We start from the raw sequence: 16258 nt of genomic DNA, 5'->3' as shown, positions 1-16258 counted from the left end.
ACATAGTGAAGCTCCCGTTGGCTAAAACCCATGTTCGTGACCTCAGGAAATGATGACGTCTTCGAGTTTACGGGGATAGAGCGTCATGCTGTCCGGCCCTTGCTCCGCGATCAGCACGGTGTCGGCAATGCGGTAACCGGCGAAACCCGGAACAAAGATCGCGGGCTCGCTCGAGGTGATCATGTCGGGTTCGAAAATGGTCTGATCGCCGCCTTCCACCCATGGCGGTTCATGGAACATGATCCCCATGCCGTGACCGACACGGTGGAGCAGACAATTGCTCATTCCGCTGTCGCGGATATAGGCAAGCGCGAGGTTGTCGGCCGACGCGCAGGTATGGCCGGCGATCAGTGCTGCGGTCGCCATGCGTTGCGCCTCGAAGGCGACGGCATAATGTTGCAGCTGCAGTTTCGACGGCTCGCCGACGAAGAAAGTACGCTCGCTTTCAGCCGCCCGTCCGCCGACCCGGCAGCCGAGTGATAGGATGATGCTCTCGCCGATCTTGACCGGGTTGCCAGTCGGCATGCCATGCGGAAAGGCGGATCGGGCGCCGGAATAGACCAGACCGCTCGCCAGCCCCTGCACCAGCATGACGTCCTCATGCTCCTCGTGCATCGTTCGCATGGCGTGCCGGGAGACGTGAGACTCGATCTCTACCTCGCTCGGCAGCGGCCCCCCCCTGCGCATGGCCTCACGGATCAGTTCGACGCCGGCTTCGACCATCCGATCCGAAAGGCGGGCCGCTTCGCGGTGGAGGGCGATCTCCTCGGGATATTTTCGGAGCCGCATCTGCTGCACGATATTGCTGGGGATTATCCGTTCGGCGTTCGGAAAAGCCGTTTCGATCGGCTTTACGCGCGCAAGCGAGATCGCATGGCCATAGGCAACAGTGCCCTTGAAGCCAGCAAAGGCCCGGCCGAGCACCGCGAAGGGCGGATCGATGCCTGGAAACTCGAAATAGACGACTGGCTCCGCCGCGATCTTCTGGTGCGCCGCATGCGTGCGCTCGAGCTCCGGGATGAGCAGAAACGCGTCCGTTGCGGTAATGGCGAAGACGACGGGTCGCTCGGTTGTGTAATGCGAGAAGCCGGTCGTGTAGATGACATCGTCATTGGAATCTAAAAGCAGCAGATCGATGCCGGCCACTTCCATGCGGGCGCGGATTTCGCAATGGATCGTCGCATAAAAATCCGCGCCGAGACGCTGTGAAAAAGTCATCGGAATACCCTGGGCTGCAATGTGCTTGGAGCGCGCCGGGAATATCCAGCCCGCGACGGATATCAGTCCTTGAGGCCGATCAGGCCGCGCATGTTGCCGCGCGACGTTGCCTGCACCTCGAAAGGCAGTCTCTTTGAGTAGAAGAGCTGATAGCCCTGATAGGAAACGATGTAGTAAGGCAACTCGTCCGCCAGGACTTTAGCGGCCTTCTGGTAGGCTGCGGCTCGGTCGGCCTGCGTGGTTGCGGAGCGGCCCTGCTTCAGGAGATCGTCCACCGCAGGGTTTGAATAGCTGCCCCAGTTGGTTGAGCCGCCGGTGGTGAGTTGTGCAAACAGCAGGCGGTCGGGATCGACGATGTTGAGCCAGCCGAGCAGTGCGATCTGATGTTGGCTCTTCTGGACGTAATTGGTCGAAAAGGAGGGCCAGTCGCTGATCTGCGTCTTGGCGTCAATCCCGGCGGCCTGGAAATTCGCCTGCAGGAATTCGATTGTCTGGACGCGGTTGCTGTCCTCGCTATGGGTAGCGAGCGTCACGGCAAGCGGCTTCCCCCCCTTGTCGAGGATGCCGTCGCCATTCGTGTCGCTCCAGCCTTCTTCCTTGAAGAGGGCCTTGGCGCCTTCGATGCCGAAACCCGGCTGTTTGACATCTGCGGAATAGGCCCAGGACGATGGGAGGACCACCGACGAAGCCACTTCGTCAACGCCTTGATAGATGTCGTTGACGATGGTGCTCTGGTCGATCAGCATCGAAAATGCCCGGCGCATCTTCAAGCTCGAAAGCAACGGGTCCTTGGTGTTGAAGTTGATGTATGTGACACCGAGCCCGGCCTGGATGACATGGCCGAAACGGCTGTCGGCTTCGAGGCGTTTAACGTCCTGCGGGGCCAGCGGCGACTGGATGATGTCGAGGTCGCCTGCCTCGAAGGCCTGGGCGCGAGCCGAGCCGTCGCCGATGATCTTGATGCTGACCTTGTCAGCCTTCGGCCGTTCGCCCCAGTAGTTCGGATTGGCCTCGAGTTTGATGTCACTGCCTCGTGTCCAGGAGGTGAGCTTCATCGGGCCGGCGCCGACGGGTTTCAGAGCGATATCGGTGCCGCCTTCGACCAGAGCCTTCGGAACGATGCCGATGTCGAGATAGCTGAGCAGCGGTGCGTAGGGTGCGGAAAGCGTGAACTTCACGGTCTGCGAATCGACTGCCTCGACCACCGAGATCGGCGTATAGAGGGCGCGCATCGGTGCATTGAAATCCTTGGCGAGAATGGTCGTGAAGGTGAAGACTACGTCATCGGCCGTCAGCGGGCTGCCATCGGAGAATTTCAGGTTCGGGCGAAGCTTGAAGATCCAAGTCGTCGGATCGGGCGTCTGCCAGCTTTCGGCGAGGTCCGGCTTCGCCTCCAAACCCGGCGTCAGGTGGACGAGGCCGGAATAGATGAGGTCGGCGGTGCGGTAGGCCGTCGTATCGCGGGCAAGCCGCGGATCGAGCGTGCCGGCATCGACATCGGTCCCGATGGTTACGGTCGCGGCTTGCGCGGCAGACAAGGCGGCGAAGGAAAGTCCCGCAAGCAGGACCGTGGCCGTGATCGATAGTGCTTTGCTCATGTCTGTTCCCTTATCGGTTCTGATTCATTCAAAGCGTTGGATATCAGCGGTTTCTCGTTCTTCGCGATGCAAGGTCGGAGATCTTGTCCGGGGTCTTGTCGGCGATCTTATTGTGGCGCAGTTCGGCAAGCGCCGGTGCCAGGAGGTTTTCCAGCACGCCGGGGTCGGGCGCATGGCGATATTCGAAGCAGCGCTTGTTGGGACCGGCGAGATCCGCGACATGGTCCGCGCCAGAAGCGTAGATCACCACGTCGCAGCGGGCGATGATGTCGGAAAGGTCTTCTGCATCGGACCACGTCACCGTAATATCCGAGACATGGGGCGCGAATTCCCGGACGCTGGGACGCATGATGGCGATGTAATCTTTGAGATGGGTGACGGCCGCGATTTTCGTGCGCGGGTCGAGAAGTGCGAGCGACTGGCGGGTTCGTTCCGACGGGATAAAGCGCAGCGCCAGGATATTCGCATCCGGCACGAGGCCGCGCAGTTCAACCTCGCGGTGTACGAAGGTGAGAACGAGGTCCGCTTCGCCGCATTGCCGGCGGATTTCTTCGCTTTCCCGCACCTGATCAATAGTCACGAGGCCAAGTGTGTCGTTTGCGGCAAGCGTCGGGCGGATCTGCTCGATATAGTCGCGGGCCGGCGCCTCGAAGATCGCGACGAAGACGATATTAAGATAGGCTCGAGGCTTCCGGAGCCTTGCCTGTGCCTGTACCATTGAGGCGAGGGTGACCGGTGAGATGCCGAGACTTTCCGCCTTCTCCAGCAGATTGTCGATATCGGCGCCGAGGAGGTTTGCCGGAGCGACCCGTCCGACCTGCCGGTTCGGCTCATAGACCGTGAAGGCGCCGAGGCCTGGCCTGATTTCCACCAGTCCCTCTGCCCGTAGCTGTTTGTAGACCTCCGCCACCGTCATCGGTGCGATATCGAGTTCTGCCGCAAGCTGACGCACGGATTGCAGCTTCACACCCCTGGGCATGTCTCCGAAGGAAAGCATGTAGCTCAGAAGCCCATAGAGTTGCTTGCCGACTGGCACCGGCAAAGAGCGGTCAATGCTGGAGGCATCGATGGTGAACATGTGTAATACTCAGTTGATACACAGACCGTACCATGCATTCCGGGGATGACAAGACCCCCTGATAGAATTTGCTCATTCAAACAGCAAAGTGATTGATTGCCTGGAAAGTTTCCATTTATATGGCTCATTGAAGGGATGATATCGCGTTTTCTCGCGCTTCCGAAGCATGAGGTGTATCAATGGATTATGTCAATCTCGGCCGTACGGGGCTCAAAGTGTCGCGCTTGGCGCTGGGCTGCATGACCTTCGGATCGAGCGAGTGGGCACCCTGGGTGCTCGATTATGAGGACAGCGCTGAAATTCTCCGTAGAGCGGTCGATCTCGGCATCAATTTCTTTGATACGGCGGATATGTATTCGTCGGGAAAGAGCGAGGAGATAGTCGGCAGGGTGCTGCTCGATCTCGTGCCGCGGCGCAAGCTGGTCATTGCGACCAAAATCTACAATCCTATGAGCAGCGACGCGAACGATCGCGGGCTATCGCGCAAACATGTTTTCGAGGCGGTCGATGGCAGTCTGAGGCGTCTCGGAACGGATTATATCGATCTCTATCAGTTGCATCGCTTCGACTACGATACGCCGCTCGATGAAACGCTGGATGCACTGAACGACGTGGTGAGGGCGGGCAAGGTACGTTATCTCGGCGCGTCCTCCATGTTCGCCTGGCAGTTCATGAAGGCGATCGGCCTGCAGCGCCAGCACGGCTGGGCGCCTTTCGTTTCCATGCAGCCGCATTACAACCTGATCTACCGCGAGGAGGAGCGGGAAATGCTGCCGCTTTGCCTGAGCGAGGGCATCGGTGTCGTCCCATGGAGTCCGCTTGCGCGCGGGCGGCTTGCAGGTCGCGCGCAAGACCAGACGAAGCGCGGCCAGACAGATGGTACGGCACGCGCCCTTTACGACCGCTCGAAGGCAGCCGACGACACCGTCATAGCAGCGCTTAAGGCCGTTGCAGAGCGCCATGGAAAGCCGATGGCGCAGGTTGCCTATGCTTGGGTCGCAACCCGTCCAGCCATTACCGCGCCCGTCGTGGGCATTTCGAAGCCGCAACAGTTTGAGGATGCGGTCAAGGCACTGGAGATCAGCCTGACCGCAGAGGACGTGGCCGAGCTCGAACAACATTATCTGCCGAAACCGATCGCCGGCCATGTGTAGTCGGCGGTGGTCCGAGCTCTGGTCGGTTGGGTCGGCAATGAGCCATTTCAATTCTATCTCGATGAACTCCAGAGCATTTCCAGACAAGTTGACGAGACGACATTGTGCCCGACACCGGCTCGCGGGGCATAGAACTTCGCAGCTTTTGCGAGCGGCAGAGCGCGGCTCATGCACGTAAGCGAGAATGTACATGAATTCAATGCATTGGCTTCAGAAATTGAACTTTATGCTGGCCTCGGTGCTCCTCATTTTCTTGTCTCAGCGGTTTGGCTCACAGTCAGCCATATGTGGCAGAAGACTGCTTGACGCAGTTGCGCCTGCCGGTTGCCCGACAGGTGCGTCCTCGAAAATCCATCTCGATGGCTGGCGCGACCATACAGGAATAAAAAGTCGCGGTTTGAACGCGATCATCGAGAGGCAACCAGTGAAAGCGAGAGCACGCGCTTTCTTCAGTAGGTTCAGTGGTTTGCTGTTTGTCGCGCACAAGGTGGAAGGTTCAGATCGTCAAAACCATACACAATAGTCGTTTATCCGGCCATTTTTGATATCGGGCGTCCTACCAATCGCAGTAATCTTTGGCTCCGGTGCAAGCATCTTTGCTTCGTTTCATATCTAGAAGATCCGACGGGGCGCTTGCGCACGCCTCCGCGCCGCCATCCGAGAGGGCAAATGCGCACCGGCGCCTTGGCCGCATCTCTAAGTTTACAGGTTAATTCAAGGGCGAGAATGCGGTCGGCAGCAAGAAACGGCTTTCCTGGTGGACAAGGAAGGGAAGAATCTTGGGCACGAACGCCTGCCACGCGGCATCGGCTCCCAACTTTGCGCGCTGTGCCGAACGATGGCCGAAATCGTCGTAGGCCCAAATGAAAACAACAGAATTCAGCGTGCCGCTTTCGGTCGTCCAGCATCCGACCAGTTTGGCATATTGCGTTATGATGCCAAGCCCCTCGGCTTCGTATACCTTCAGAAAGGCGCCGGTGGTGCCTGGCGTTACTTGATAGATGCGCTGCTCATAAATCATTAGCGACGTCCTTCTCCTGGAGACCGGCTCGATATGTTTCGGTGGAAGCCTGCTTCTGACAATGCACAGTGGACAGTAATTCGTCAATTGACGATAAAATAGGCTCGATTTATCGCTGCGGCCCTGCTCGTGCTAAGAAAGGGCGAGAATCACGATGCATTTATCGCGGGGAGCGACGGTCTGTTGAAAGCCAAGTCCACCAATCTGCGAGGCAACCAGGCTGTTGCCAAGAAACCTGGTACCTCGAAGAAAAAGGGAAAACGTCTGCCCTATATGGAGCGACGTGCCCAGATCCTGGAGAAGGCTACGGAACTGTTCTCCGAGTATGGACTGACGGCGCAAACCCGCGCCCTGGCGGCTGACTGCGGCATTTCCCAACGTCTTCTGTATCGTTTCTTCCCGACCAAGGAAGATTTGCTCAGAGAGGTCTACGATACGGCGATCCTCGGTCCTTTTCAGGCCGTCTGGTTTGCTGAACTTAGCGACCGTTCGCGGCCTATGCACGACCGGCTGTGCGATTTCTATAACGAATATCTGGACGCGGTGCTCGTCCGGCGCTGGCTGCGTCTTTTCCTGTACTCCTCGCTGGCCGAAGCGGACATGGCGCCGAGCTATATTTCATCGATCATCACGAAGCTCATGGAGACGATCGTGGCGGAAGCTGCCCATGAGCGGGGCAGGCCCCTTAACGTCAAACCGGAGGCGATCCACGAGATCGGCTGGATCATCCACGGTGCGATATCACACTACGGGATTCGCAGGCACATCTACCACGCGAGCCAGGTCATCCCGCAGGAGCAGGTCGTCGAGATGCATGTCAGCCTGTTCTTGAGCGGTTTCGACGCCATGATTGCCCAGTACGCGAAAATCGAGGCCTGATTTTTCCCTGCCGCTTGGTACGACGGTCGATTCATTTTATTGAAGTCGTCAGTTGACGACTTATTCAGACGTTGTTAGCTTTTCCCCGTGAGGCCGACGGCTTCCGCGGCCTTGGGCCGGTTACGCGACACAGTCGCGCATTCGAGGGGATAAAAAGATGAAAACTGGATTAGGGCGCGCCTTCGGACGGCGCGAATTTCTCAAGGCTTCGGCCTTGGTCGGTGGCGCCGCGCTGGCTCTGCCGGGCGTGACTGCGCGTGCCGCAGGTAGCAACATCAACCTGCAGACCTGGTCGGCTGCGGTCGATCTGGTCAAGAGCCATGTCGCTGCATTCGAGAAGAAGACGGGCTTGACCGTCGATTACGCGAATGCGCCATGGGCACAGTATCCCGATGCTATGGTCACGAAATTTGCCGGCGGCGCCCCCCTGGACGTCCTGTGGGTTTCGGACGGCTGGCTGCCGCAATGGGCCGAAGCCAACTGGATCGCCCCGATCGACGGATTCGACAATCTGATGGCCTATAATGGCGACGCCGAACCGTTTTGTACGGATTCGATGACCTATAACGGACGCCAGTACGGCCTGACCTACTACACTGACTACATGGGCTTCCTGTACGATGCCGAAAAGCTTTCCGCTGCAGGGTTTTCCGCGCCGCCGACGAGCTGGGACGAAGTCGTCGAGCAGTCGCTGGTGATGAAGCAGAAAGGCCTTTCCGATTTTCCGCTGATGCTGGCGCTAGCCAAGGAAAGCTGGCTCATCGAGTTCATGTCGGCAATGGTCTTTTCGCAGGGCGGCGCCTTCACCGACGACAAGGGCAATTCGGTCATGCAGGAGGCAAAGGGCGGCGCCCTGACGACCCTCCAGTGGATCGTCGATGCGGTCAACAAGCATAAGATCGTCTCCTCCGCCTGCCTGGAAACGGGGGAGCTCAACGGCCTGAAGGCGTTTGCTGCCGGCAACCATGCCTTTGCACTTCTGCCGAAATATCGCCTGGCCATGCTTAACGATCCGGCTCAGTCGAAGATTGCGGGCCGCGCCAAGCAGGCGCTGATGCCGCAGGGCAAGGACGGGTCGCACGCGACGGTCGGCTGGATGCGTTTCCATGGCATGTCGACGCAGGCTGCCGCCGACAAGGCCCGTGCCGAAAACGCCGCGAAGCTGATCGAATGGTTTGGCGGCAAGGCGGACGGCGAATACAAATTCCAGAAGCTGCTTTTCCTCGATCTGGGTTCGAGTTTCGGCGTCAAGCCGCTGTTCCAGGATGCCGACGTGCGCGCCGCCTACAACAAATATGGCGATGTGGAACTGATCCAGAAACAGCAGGCGCTCGCCCGCAAGAAGGACGTGATAACGCCCTGGTTCGGCGACTGGAACGAGGTCAACGGCTCCGCGTGGCAGTCGGCGGTTCTCGGCAATGCCTCGGCCGCTGATGCGTTGAAGAAGTCGGGGAAGGAGTGGGACGATCTCAAGTCCCAGTCCTGATAACATCGACAGATAGTCTTCCTGGCTGGGTGGCCGGCCGGGAAGCGGGATCTGGGGCACCGTATCTGGTTTGGGGACACGTTTCGGGCGAAGCGCGATCAGGTCTAGGCGGGATCGATCTCAGTTGGCTCATCGATATCGGAATCTGGTGGAACTTCTCGACATGTCAAATACGGCAGGCGGAATAGGCGCGAAGGTGATGCGGCGTTTTACGTATGACGACCGTACAGCACTTGTTTTCATCGCGCCGGTCATGGCGGTCCTCGGGCTGGTGGCGGTTTTCCCGATTGGCTATTCCTTCTATATAAGCCTCTTCCAGATCAAGTTGACGCGTCCCAACCGGACGCCGTTCGTGTGGCTGGACAACTATATTCAGCTGTTCGGCGATGATCTTTTCTGGACCGCGGTGTTGAGGACCGTCACCTTCACCGTGATGTCCGTCACGGCGATCACGGTGCTGGCGCTCCTGGCCGCCCTGCTCCTCAACGAGAAGTTCCCTGGACGGCGCCTGGTCAGCACGATCCTGTTGATTCCCTGGGCCATTCCCTATGTCGCCGACGCCCTGATGTGGAAGTGGATCTACGATTCCGGCTACGGCGCGCTCAACGGCTTGCTCTACCAGCTCGGCTTTATCGAAAAATACCTGGTCTGGCTCGGTGACCAGCAAAAAACGCTGCCTTTGATCGCCAATGCCTTCGTCTGGAAAGAAGTCCCCTTGGCAACGATCCTGCTGCTGGTGTCGCTGAAATCCATTCCACAGGATCTCTACAATGCGGCCCGAGTCGATGGGGCGCCGCTCCTGCAGCGTTTCCTTCACGTAACGCTGCCTTCCATGCGCACGGGTTTCATGCTGGTCATCCTCTACGAGACGATGATTTCCATCCGGCATTTCGATCTGTTCTTCGTTCTGACGGAAGGCGGTCCCGGCACGGCCTCCCATGTGCTGTCGTGGGAAATTTACATCGAGACGTTCCGCAACCTGTCCTTCGGTTCCGGCGCCGCGATGTCCTACGTCCTGGCATTGGTGACCTTTGCGCTCGCCTACTTCGTCATCAAGATTCTCGGCAGGAGTGTGTAAATGGCCAGCCTTCACGACCTCCCGGACAACGGGAGCCGGGCCGGGCGACCCGTCCCGCCGCGCTCGATCAACTACAAGCGGCGCGGTGAGATCTACAGGTGGCTCCACCGCGGGGTCATATTCGCCGGCTCGCTTGCCATCATGCTGGTCGTCCTGATGCCCGTCGCATGGCTGGTATCGTCCTCGCTGCAGACCGAAGCCGAGATCGTTTCGGTGCCGCCGCACTGGATACCGGACGAACCGACGCTCAGGAATTTCAAGGCGATCTTTACGGCCGACGAAGGCCCGGTGAGCTATGAGACCCGCAACAGGCAGGACCCGGCCTCGGGAAGCTTCATCCCGTCGACGGCCAAAAACCTGCTGCCGGCCATGTTCAACAGCTTCGCCGTCGCGACCCTCGTTGTCGTGTTGAACCTGCTGGTCGGGCTTCCCGCGGCCTATGCGATGGCGAAGATCCGTTTCCGGGGGCGGACGGGGTCCGTCTATTTCATCCTCGCGACCCGCGTCATTCCCGATATCGCCCTCGTCGTTCCCTTCTTCCTGGTCATCAAGAATCTCGGGCTGCTCGATAGCATCCTGTCGCTCGTCGTCACTTATCTGGCGATCACCGTGCCGTTCACGGTGTTCATCCTGATCCAGTATTTCGAGAGCCTGCCGGACGAGCTCGACAAGGCGGCGCGCGTCGATGGCTGCTCACGCCTGCAGACGTTGACGCATGTCTATCTGCCGTTGTCGCTGCCTTCCATTGTGGCGGTGATCCTGTTTGCGTTCCTGACCAGCTGGAACGAGTTCCTCCTGGCGCTGATGTTCACCCAGACGGTCTCCTCCCAGACGCTGCCGATCGTCCTGGCGTCGTTCACGTCCGATTTCACCATAAGCTTCTCGTTCATCAACGCGGCGGGTCTTCTTGCGATCGTGCCGCCGGTGATCATCGCCATCGTCTTTGAACGTTACATCGTCTCCGGCCTCACGGCCGGCGCCGTGAAAGGGTAACAGGGAGTTTGCCAGTGGCTCGCATCGAATTTGAAAATGCCTCCAAGCGTTATCCGAACGGTTATGTCGCCCTCGAAAATCTCAATCTCGAGATCAATGACAAGGAATTCGTGGTTCTGCTCGGTCCCTCCGGCTGCGGCAAGTCCACCACGCTGAACATGATCGCCGGCCTGGAGGAAGTGACCGAGGGCAACCTCTACTTCGACGATGAAACCGTCAATTTCACGCCCCCGCATCATCGCGACGTCGCCATGGTCTTCCAGAGCTATGCGCTCTATCCGCACAAGACGGTCTACGAGAACATCGCCTTCGGCCTGATTATGCGCAAGCATCCCAGGGACGACATCGATCGTCGGGTGAGGGATGCGGCCCAGCGCCTGGAAATCACCTCTCTCCTCGACAGGCGTCCGGGCCAGCTGTCGGGCGGCCAGCGCCAGCGCGTAGCGCTCGGTCGCGCCATGGTGCGCCGCCCGGCGGTGTTCCTCATGGACGAGCCGCTGTCGAACCTCGATGCGGCGCTGCGCATTTCGATGCGGGCGGAAATCAAGGAACTGCATCGTTCGATGCAGACGACCTTCGTCTACGTGACCCATGACCAGGCCGAGGCATTGACGCTGGCCGACAGGATCGTCGTCATGCGCAACGGACACGTGCAGCAGATCGGAACCCCCGACGAGATCTACGAACATCCCGCCAACACCTTCGTCGCCTCGTTCCTCGGAAGCCCGCCCATCAACTATCTCACAGGCGAGCTGGTGGTCGAAGGACAAAAGGTCGCCTTCGTGCGGGGCGAGACAAGGCTGTCGTTCGCGCCGGAACGGGCAAGCCAGCTTCTGGCGCATAATGGCCGCAAGGTGAAACTCGGCATTCGCGCCGAGGATGTCGACGAACGGGATACGCCCGCAGACGGCGAAGTCATCGCCGGCACGGTAACCTCCGTCCTTCCGGTCGGTTCCGATCAGTTCCTCGGCATGAAAGTGGAGGGCGAGGAACTTTTCTTCCGCGTCAACAAGGACCTGCGCCACAGCTACGGAGACGTGATCAAGCTGTCGGCGAACGCCCACAGGCTGCATGTCTTCGATGCGGCGAGCGAAATGAGCCTGATCGGATGATAGAATGAAACCCGCGTCATTCGATTACCATCGGCCGCAGACGCTCGATGCTGCGCTGGGTTTGCTCGCCCGTTTCGGAGAACGGGCAAAGCCCATCGCCGGCGGCCAGAGCTTCGGTCCGATGCTGAACATGAGGCTCGCCCGTCCCGAGCACCTGATCGACCTGAACGATCTGGTGGAGCTCGATTTCATCAGGGTTTCGGATGCCATGCTGGAGGTGGGCGCGATGACGCGGCACCATCGGGTGGCGACCGCGCCGGAAGTGGCGAGGTCGCATCCGTTGCTGGCGGCGGCGGCTGCGACAATCGGCCATTATGCGATCCGTCACCGCGGCACGCTTGGCGGCAGCCTCGCCCATGCCGATCCGGCCGCGCAGATGCCGCTGGTCGCGGTGCTCGGCGGCGCGCGACTGGTCTTGCACGGACTCTCCGGACGGAGGGAAATTGCTGCGGGCGATTTCTTCAAGTCGGTAATGACAGTCGATCTCGCAGAGGGCGAGCTCGTGACCTCGGTTCTCTATCCACGCCTGCCAATCAACGCCGGTTGGGCATTCGAGTTGTTCAGCCGCCGTCGCGGCGATTTTGCCGTGGTCGCCGTCGCGGTGCTCCTGACGCTCGATGACGCCGGCAGGCTGGGGGACCTGCACGTTGCGCTCGGGGGTGTCGCGCCCGTGCCCCTCCGGCTCGACCTGTCGGCAGTCGCTCCTTCCGGCGTGATCATGGAGGACACTTGGATCGAGGCGGTCTCCGAATTCGCGGCGCAATCGGTCGCGCCTGAAGACACCGTGCAGATTCCGGCGGTCTTTCGTCGCGAGGTGACTGCGCCCCTGACGCAAAAGGCGCTCGCGACGGCGTTGGCGCGTTCGCGGAAGGCGTCTGCATGAGCGTCGCGCGGATGATTTCGCTCACGGTGAATGGTGAAACCCTGGAGGCGACGGTAGAACCTCGCAAATTGCTCGCCGACGTGTTGCGCGAGGATTTCGGGCTCACCGGGACGCATATCGGCTGCGAACACGGCGTTTGCGGGGCTTGTACGGTGCTGATCGACGATCAACCGGCACGCGCCTGCCTGACCTATGCCATCCAGATGGAAGGGCACGAGATCACGACGATCGAGGCCGTCGGAAGGACAGATTTAAGCCCGCTGCAGCGGGCGCTGCATGAGGAGCACGGACTCCAGTGCGGCTTTTGTACGCCCGGGATCATCATGACCTTCGAAGCCTTCCTTCGTGATACGCCCGATCCTAGCGAGGACGACGTGCGCGACGTCCTGTCGGGCAATCTGTGCCGCTGCACGGGCTATCAGAACATCGTTGCCGCCGTTTTGAAGGCGGCGAGAACTATTCGCGAGGAGCGGCCGTGAGCGAAATGGATGGCTTCCACTACATCGGCAAACCGCTGGCGCGAAAGGAAGACAAGCGTCTCGTCACTGGGCGGGGGCGTTATGTTGATGACATCGTGGTACCCGGCGCTCTGCACGCATGCTTCGTGCGCTCGCCGCATGCTCACGCGCGCATCCTGAAGATTTCAACGGAAGCGGCGTGCGACCTGCCCGGCGTAATCGGCGTCTTTACCGGTGAAGACCTCGACAGATGGACAAACCGGTTGCGGGTGGCGCCGCCGATCGAGGGCCTTCATCCGACCGAGATTTCGACGTTGCCGATCGATAAGGTCCGGTTTCACGGCGATCCGGTGGCCGTTGTGGTAGCGAAGGACCGGTACGTCGCCGAGGACGCCACCGAACTTGTCGACGTCGAATACGAACTGCTGCCGGCGATCGCCTCGCTGGAAAATGCGCTTGTCGGCAATGCGGTCCTGGTCGACGAGACGCTGCCTTCCAATCTCGTTTCGCATCAGAGCTTTTCCGCCGGAAATGTTGATCGGCGCCGCAAGGAGGCACACGCGGTCGTCGAGGCTTCGTTCTACCAGCATCGCCAGACCCACGTGCCTATGGAAACGCGGGGCTGTGTGGCTGTCTGGGACGCCGGGCGGGAGCACCTTACTTTCCATACCGGCAGTCAGGTCGTGCATCCGCTGCGCAGCCAGCTTGCGGTCCGCCTTGGACTTTCCGAAAGCCAGGTCGCCGTCATATCCCTCGACGTCGGAGGCGGCTTCGGACAGAAGATCGCGCTTTACCGGGAGGAACTGACGGTCGCCGCCCTGGCGCGTCATCTGAACCGTCCGGTGCGCTGGCGCGAGGACCGGAGCGAGAACCTCATGGCAGCAAGCCACGCGCGCGAAAACTTCTGCCGCACGCGCGCGTCGGTCACGGCGGAAGGGCGAATTCTCGGACTGGAACTGGAAATCACCGAGGATTTCGGAGCCTATTGTTTCTATCCGGCAAACTATATGTCACGCGTCGTAGCGATGATCCTGACCGGCCCGTACCGGATCGAGGACTATGCTTTCGACGTCAAGATCGCACTGACGAACAAGTGCGGGAACGGCCCGATGCGGGCACCCATGTCCATCACCAGCTGGGTGATGGACGGAACGATCGATGCCGTCGCTCGGCAGCTCGGTCTCGACCCCCTCGATGTCCGCCGGACCAACATACTCGGGGCGGAAGACCTGCCCTATCGAATGCCCACGGGCGAACTGCTGGAGGACATCACGCCGGCAGAGACATTGCGCAGAGTGGTCGATGCCGTCGGCTACGACGCCTTCCGCAATCGCCAGCAGGCTTTGCGGAACGAGGGACGTTATATCGGGCTCGGCCTTTGCACTGTCGTCGAATCCACCACCTACGGCTCCGCGTTCTACAAATCGACCGGCATTCCCGGTTCGGGGCACGAGGCTGCGTGGGTCAGGATCGAACCGAGCGGGGTCGTGAACGCCTCGGTCGGGCTCGGCGCAACAGGCCAGGGCTATGAGACGGCGATGTCGCAGGCCGTTGCCGAGGGATTGGGCGTGGACCCTTCCTGCATTCGGATTCATATCGGCAATACCGATGTGGCTCCCTACGGCATGGGCAGCCGTGGCGCGAGAGGCGGCACGGCGGGCGGCGGTTCGCTGTATCTGTGCGCGCAAAAAGCCCGCGACCACGTGTTGCGGATCGCCGCGCACCAGCTCGGCCTGAATTCGGCATCCGACCTCCACCTCCTGGACGGCCGGGTGGAAAGGCTCCTCAATGGCGAATGGAACGCAACGGGGATCAGCCTCGCCGACATCGCCAGAACGGCTTATCTCGACCCGACAAACCTGCCGGAAGGGATCGCGCCGGGGCTTGATTTCTCGCTGACCTACGATCCCCCGCCGATGACCTATTCCAACTCGTCGCACGCCTGCGAAGTCGAGGTGGATATCCGCACCGGAATGCTCAGCATCTCCCGTTACGTGGTTTCGGAGGATTGCGGGACCGTCATCAACCCGATCGTCGTGCGTGGCCAGCAGCAGGGCGCCATCGCCATGGGGCTGAGCGGGGCCATGCTGGAGGAAGTCGTCTACGACGAGAACGGGCAGAATCTCTCCGCCACGTTCGCCGACTACCTGGTGGCGACGGCCTGCGAGCTGCCGAACTTCGAAATTCTCCACAACCACACACCGAACAAGCGTACGCCGGCCGGCATCAAGGGCATGGCCGAAGGCGGTGTGATGGGATCGATCGGAGCGTTGACCAATGCCGTCAACGACGCGCTGACGCCGTTCGGCGTGGTGGCGGACCGCCAGCCGCTTTCCCCGCAATACCTGCGGTCATTGTTGCGCGAGCACATGTGAGCCCGCCTGGCTGAAAGGACAGAACCGAGATGAACAGTACAGATAGCAGGAAGAAAGTCGGCTTCGTCGGCCTGGGAATCATGGGGCGCAGCATGGCGGGCCACATTCTCGACGGCGGGCACGAGCTGCATGTCTACAACAGGACAAAAGGCAAGGGAGCCGAATTGGTTGCCAGGGGCGCCGTCTGGCACGACAGCGCAGGAGAGGTGGCGGCGGCGTGCGACATCCTTGTCACCATCGTCGGGTATCCCAAGGATGTCGAGGAAACCTACCTCGGCGCTGGCGGGATCGTAGAGAGGGCAAAAGCGGGGGCGGTACTCATCGACATGACCACTTCCAGCCCTACGCTCGCCGTCGAGATTGCGGCGAAAGCGGCGCAAAAAGGCGTTAGGACGCTCGATGCGCCAGTCTCCGGGGGGGACGTCGGTGCGAAGGCGGGCAAACTTTCGATCATGGTCGGGGGGGACGAAGCCGCGTTCAACGTCGCTCTGCCCCTCCTCAGGCTGATGGGCGAAAACATCGTCCTGCAAGGTGGGCCGGGGGCGGGACAGCACACGAAGATGAGCAACCAGATCGCCATCGCTTCTACCATGATCGCCGTCAGCGAGAGCCTCGCCTATGCCAAGGCGTCCGGGCTCGATGCAGGACGGGTCCTGTCTTCGATCGGAACCGGAGCCGCGTCCAGCTTCGCCTTGAATGTCCTCGGCCCGAAGATGCTGGCCGACGACTATGCTCCCGGCTTTTACGTGCATCACTTCATCAAGGATATGTCGATCGCCATCGCTGAAGCAGAGCGGATGAAGCTCGACCTGCCGGGCCTCGCGCTGGCCAAGCGGCTCTATGAGACGCTCGCGTCGAGCGGATTCGGTGAGGAGGGAACGCAGGCGATCTACAGGCTCTACGAACAGCACGCCGGGAAATAGGA

At 60.3% G+C, this 16258-nt stretch carries 14 protein-coding genes; 10 read left to right on the top strand and 4 right to left on the bottom strand.

Going from position 1 to position 16258, the window contains the following annotated elements; translation table 11 throughout:
* Positions 1–42 precede the first annotated feature (42 nt).
* The 3 genes from ABK249_RS15145 to ABK249_RS15135 all read right to left on the bottom strand — a co-directional run bounded on the left by ABK249_RS15145 (position 43) and on the right by ABK249_RS15135 (position 3894).
* Positions 43–1218 carry a M24 family metallopeptidase gene (locus tag ABK249_RS15145; RefSeq protein ID WP_227702527.1) on the bottom strand — a complete coding sequence of 392 codons (1176 nt, stop codon included), beginning with the start codon at positions 1216–1218 and terminating at the stop codon, positions 43–45.
* A 62-nt stretch (positions 1219–1280) separates the two neighbouring features.
* Positions 1281–2816, bottom strand: coding sequence for an ABC transporter substrate-binding protein (locus ABK249_RS15140; RefSeq protein ID WP_227702528.1), 1536 nt, complete (start codon positions 2814–2816; stop codon positions 1281–1283).
* 43 nt (positions 2817–2859) lie between these two features.
* Complete coding sequence (locus ABK249_RS15135; protein WP_227702529.1) at positions 2860–3894, bottom strand: GntR family transcriptional regulator; 1035 nt, start codon at positions 3892–3894, stop codon at positions 2860–2862.
* A 179-nt stretch (positions 3895–4073) separates the two neighbouring features.
* Here ABK249_RS15135 and ABK249_RS15130 point away from each other — a divergent pair, with 179 nt between their 5' ends.
* A complete protein-coding gene (locus tag ABK249_RS15130) occupies positions 4074–5048 on the top strand; it encodes an aldo/keto reductase (protein WP_227702530.1) in 975 nt (324 codons plus the stop codon).
* Between the two features lie 709 nt (positions 5049–5757).
* On the opposite strand, the gene ABK249_RS15125 is transcribed toward ABK249_RS15130, so the two are convergent.
* Positions 5758–6069 carry an NIPSNAP family protein gene (locus ABK249_RS15125; protein WP_037150255.1) on the bottom strand — a complete coding sequence of 104 codons (312 nt, stop codon included), beginning with the start codon at positions 6067–6069 and terminating at the stop codon, positions 5758–5760.
* A gap of 183 nt (positions 6070–6252) precedes the next feature.
* Between ABK249_RS15125 and ABK249_RS15120 the strand changes: the two genes are divergently transcribed.
* The 9 genes from ABK249_RS15120 (at position 6253) to ABK249_RS15080 (ending at position 16256) form a co-directional block, all read left to right on the top strand.
* A complete protein-coding gene (locus ABK249_RS15120) occupies positions 6253–6948 on the top strand; it encodes a TetR/AcrR family transcriptional regulator (protein WP_200883945.1) in 696 nt (231 codons plus the stop codon).
* A 157-nt stretch (positions 6949–7105) separates the two neighbouring features.
* A complete protein-coding gene (locus ABK249_RS15115; protein WP_037150252.1) occupies positions 7106–8434 on the top strand; it encodes an extracellular solute-binding protein in 1329 nt (442 codons plus the stop codon).
* A gap of 199 nt (positions 8435–8633) precedes the next feature.
* Positions 8634–9512, top strand: a complete 879-nt coding sequence (locus tag ABK249_RS15110; RefSeq protein WP_037150329.1) for a carbohydrate ABC transporter permease — start codon at positions 8634–8636, stop codon at positions 9510–9512.
* Positions 9513–10505: a carbohydrate ABC transporter permease gene (locus ABK249_RS15105; RefSeq protein WP_227702532.1), complete on the top strand. Its 993-nt coding sequence runs from the start codon at positions 9513–9515 to the stop codon at positions 10503–10505.
* 14 nt (positions 10506–10519) lie between these two features.
* A complete protein-coding gene (locus ABK249_RS15100; RefSeq protein ID WP_227702533.1) occupies positions 10520–11617 on the top strand; it encodes an ABC transporter ATP-binding protein in 1098 nt (365 codons plus the stop codon).
* 4 nt (positions 11618–11621) lie between these two features.
* Positions 11622–12500, top strand: a complete 879-nt coding sequence (locus ABK249_RS15095; RefSeq protein WP_227702534.1) for an FAD binding domain-containing protein — start codon at positions 11622–11624, stop codon at positions 12498–12500.
* Entirely contained in the window at positions 12497–12979 is a 483-nt protein-coding gene (locus ABK249_RS15090; RefSeq protein WP_037150241.1) for a (2Fe-2S)-binding protein, read from the top strand. Before ABK249_RS15095 ends, ABK249_RS15090 begins: the two co-directional genes overlap by 4 nt.
* A gap of 5 nt (positions 12980–12984) precedes the next feature.
* Positions 12985–15333 carry a xanthine dehydrogenase family protein molybdopterin-binding subunit gene (locus ABK249_RS15085; protein ID WP_227705103.1) on the top strand — a complete coding sequence of 783 codons (2349 nt, stop codon included), beginning with the start codon at positions 12985–12987 and terminating at the stop codon, positions 15331–15333.
* A gap of 29 nt (positions 15334–15362) precedes the next feature.
* Positions 15363–16256: an NAD(P)-dependent oxidoreductase gene (locus tag ABK249_RS15080; protein WP_037150237.1), complete on the top strand. Its 894-nt coding sequence runs from the start codon at positions 15363–15365 to the stop codon at positions 16254–16256.
* Positions 16257–16258 lie beyond the last annotated feature (2 nt).

This window comes from Neorhizobium phenanthreniclasticum (genome assembly GCF_040066075.1).
Lineage (GTDB): Bacteria > Pseudomonadota > Alphaproteobacteria > Rhizobiales > Rhizobiaceae > Neorhizobium > Neorhizobium petrolearium.
Note: the sequence above shows the minus strand (reverse complement) of the source record. Positions and strands in the feature narration are given on the sequence as shown.

What these genes read in the sequence shown, in the direction of transcription:
- ABK249_RS15090 (WP_037150241.1), top strand. Translation starts at nt 12,497, where the DNA reads ATGAGCGTCGCGCGGATGATTTCGCTCACGGTGAATGGTGAAACCCTG.
- ABK249_RS15135 (WP_227702529.1), bottom strand. Translation starts at nt 3,894, where the DNA reads ATGTTCACCATCGATGCCTCCAGCATTGACCGCTCTTTGCCGGTGCCA.
- ABK249_RS15085 (WP_227705103.1), top strand. Translation starts at nt 12,985, where the DNA reads ATGGATGGCTTCCACTACATCGGCAAACCGCTGGCGCGAAAGGAAGAC.
- ABK249_RS15145 (WP_227702527.1), bottom strand. Translation starts at nt 1,218, where the DNA reads ATGACTTTTTCACAGCGTCTCGGCGCGGATTTTTATGCGACGATCCAT.
- ABK249_RS15115 (WP_037150252.1), top strand. Translation starts at nt 7,106, where the DNA reads ATGAAAACTGGATTAGGGCGCGCCTTCGGACGGCGCGAATTTCTCAAG.
- ABK249_RS15125 (WP_037150255.1), bottom strand. Translation starts at nt 6,069, where the DNA reads ATGATTTATGAGCAGCGCATCTATCAAGTAACGCCAGGCACCACCGGC.
- ABK249_RS15095 (WP_227702534.1), top strand. Translation starts at nt 11,622, where the DNA reads ATGAAACCCGCGTCATTCGATTACCATCGGCCGCAGACGCTCGATGCT.
- ABK249_RS15140 (WP_227702528.1), bottom strand. Translation starts at nt 2,816, where the DNA reads ATGAGCAAAGCACTATCGATCACGGCCACGGTCCTGCTTGCGGGACTT.
- ABK249_RS15080 (WP_037150237.1), top strand. Translation starts at nt 15,363, where the DNA reads ATGAACAGTACAGATAGCAGGAAGAAAGTCGGCTTCGTCGGCCTGGGA.
- ABK249_RS15105 (WP_227702532.1), top strand. Translation starts at nt 9,513, where the DNA reads ATGGCCAGCCTTCACGACCTCCCGGACAACGGGAGCCGGGCCGGGCGA.
- ABK249_RS15130 (WP_227702530.1), top strand. Translation starts at nt 4,074, where the DNA reads ATGGATTATGTCAATCTCGGCCGTACGGGGCTCAAAGTGTCGCGCTTG.
- ABK249_RS15110 (WP_037150329.1), top strand. Translation starts at nt 8,634, where the DNA reads ATGCGGCGTTTTACGTATGACGACCGTACAGCACTTGTTTTCATCGCG.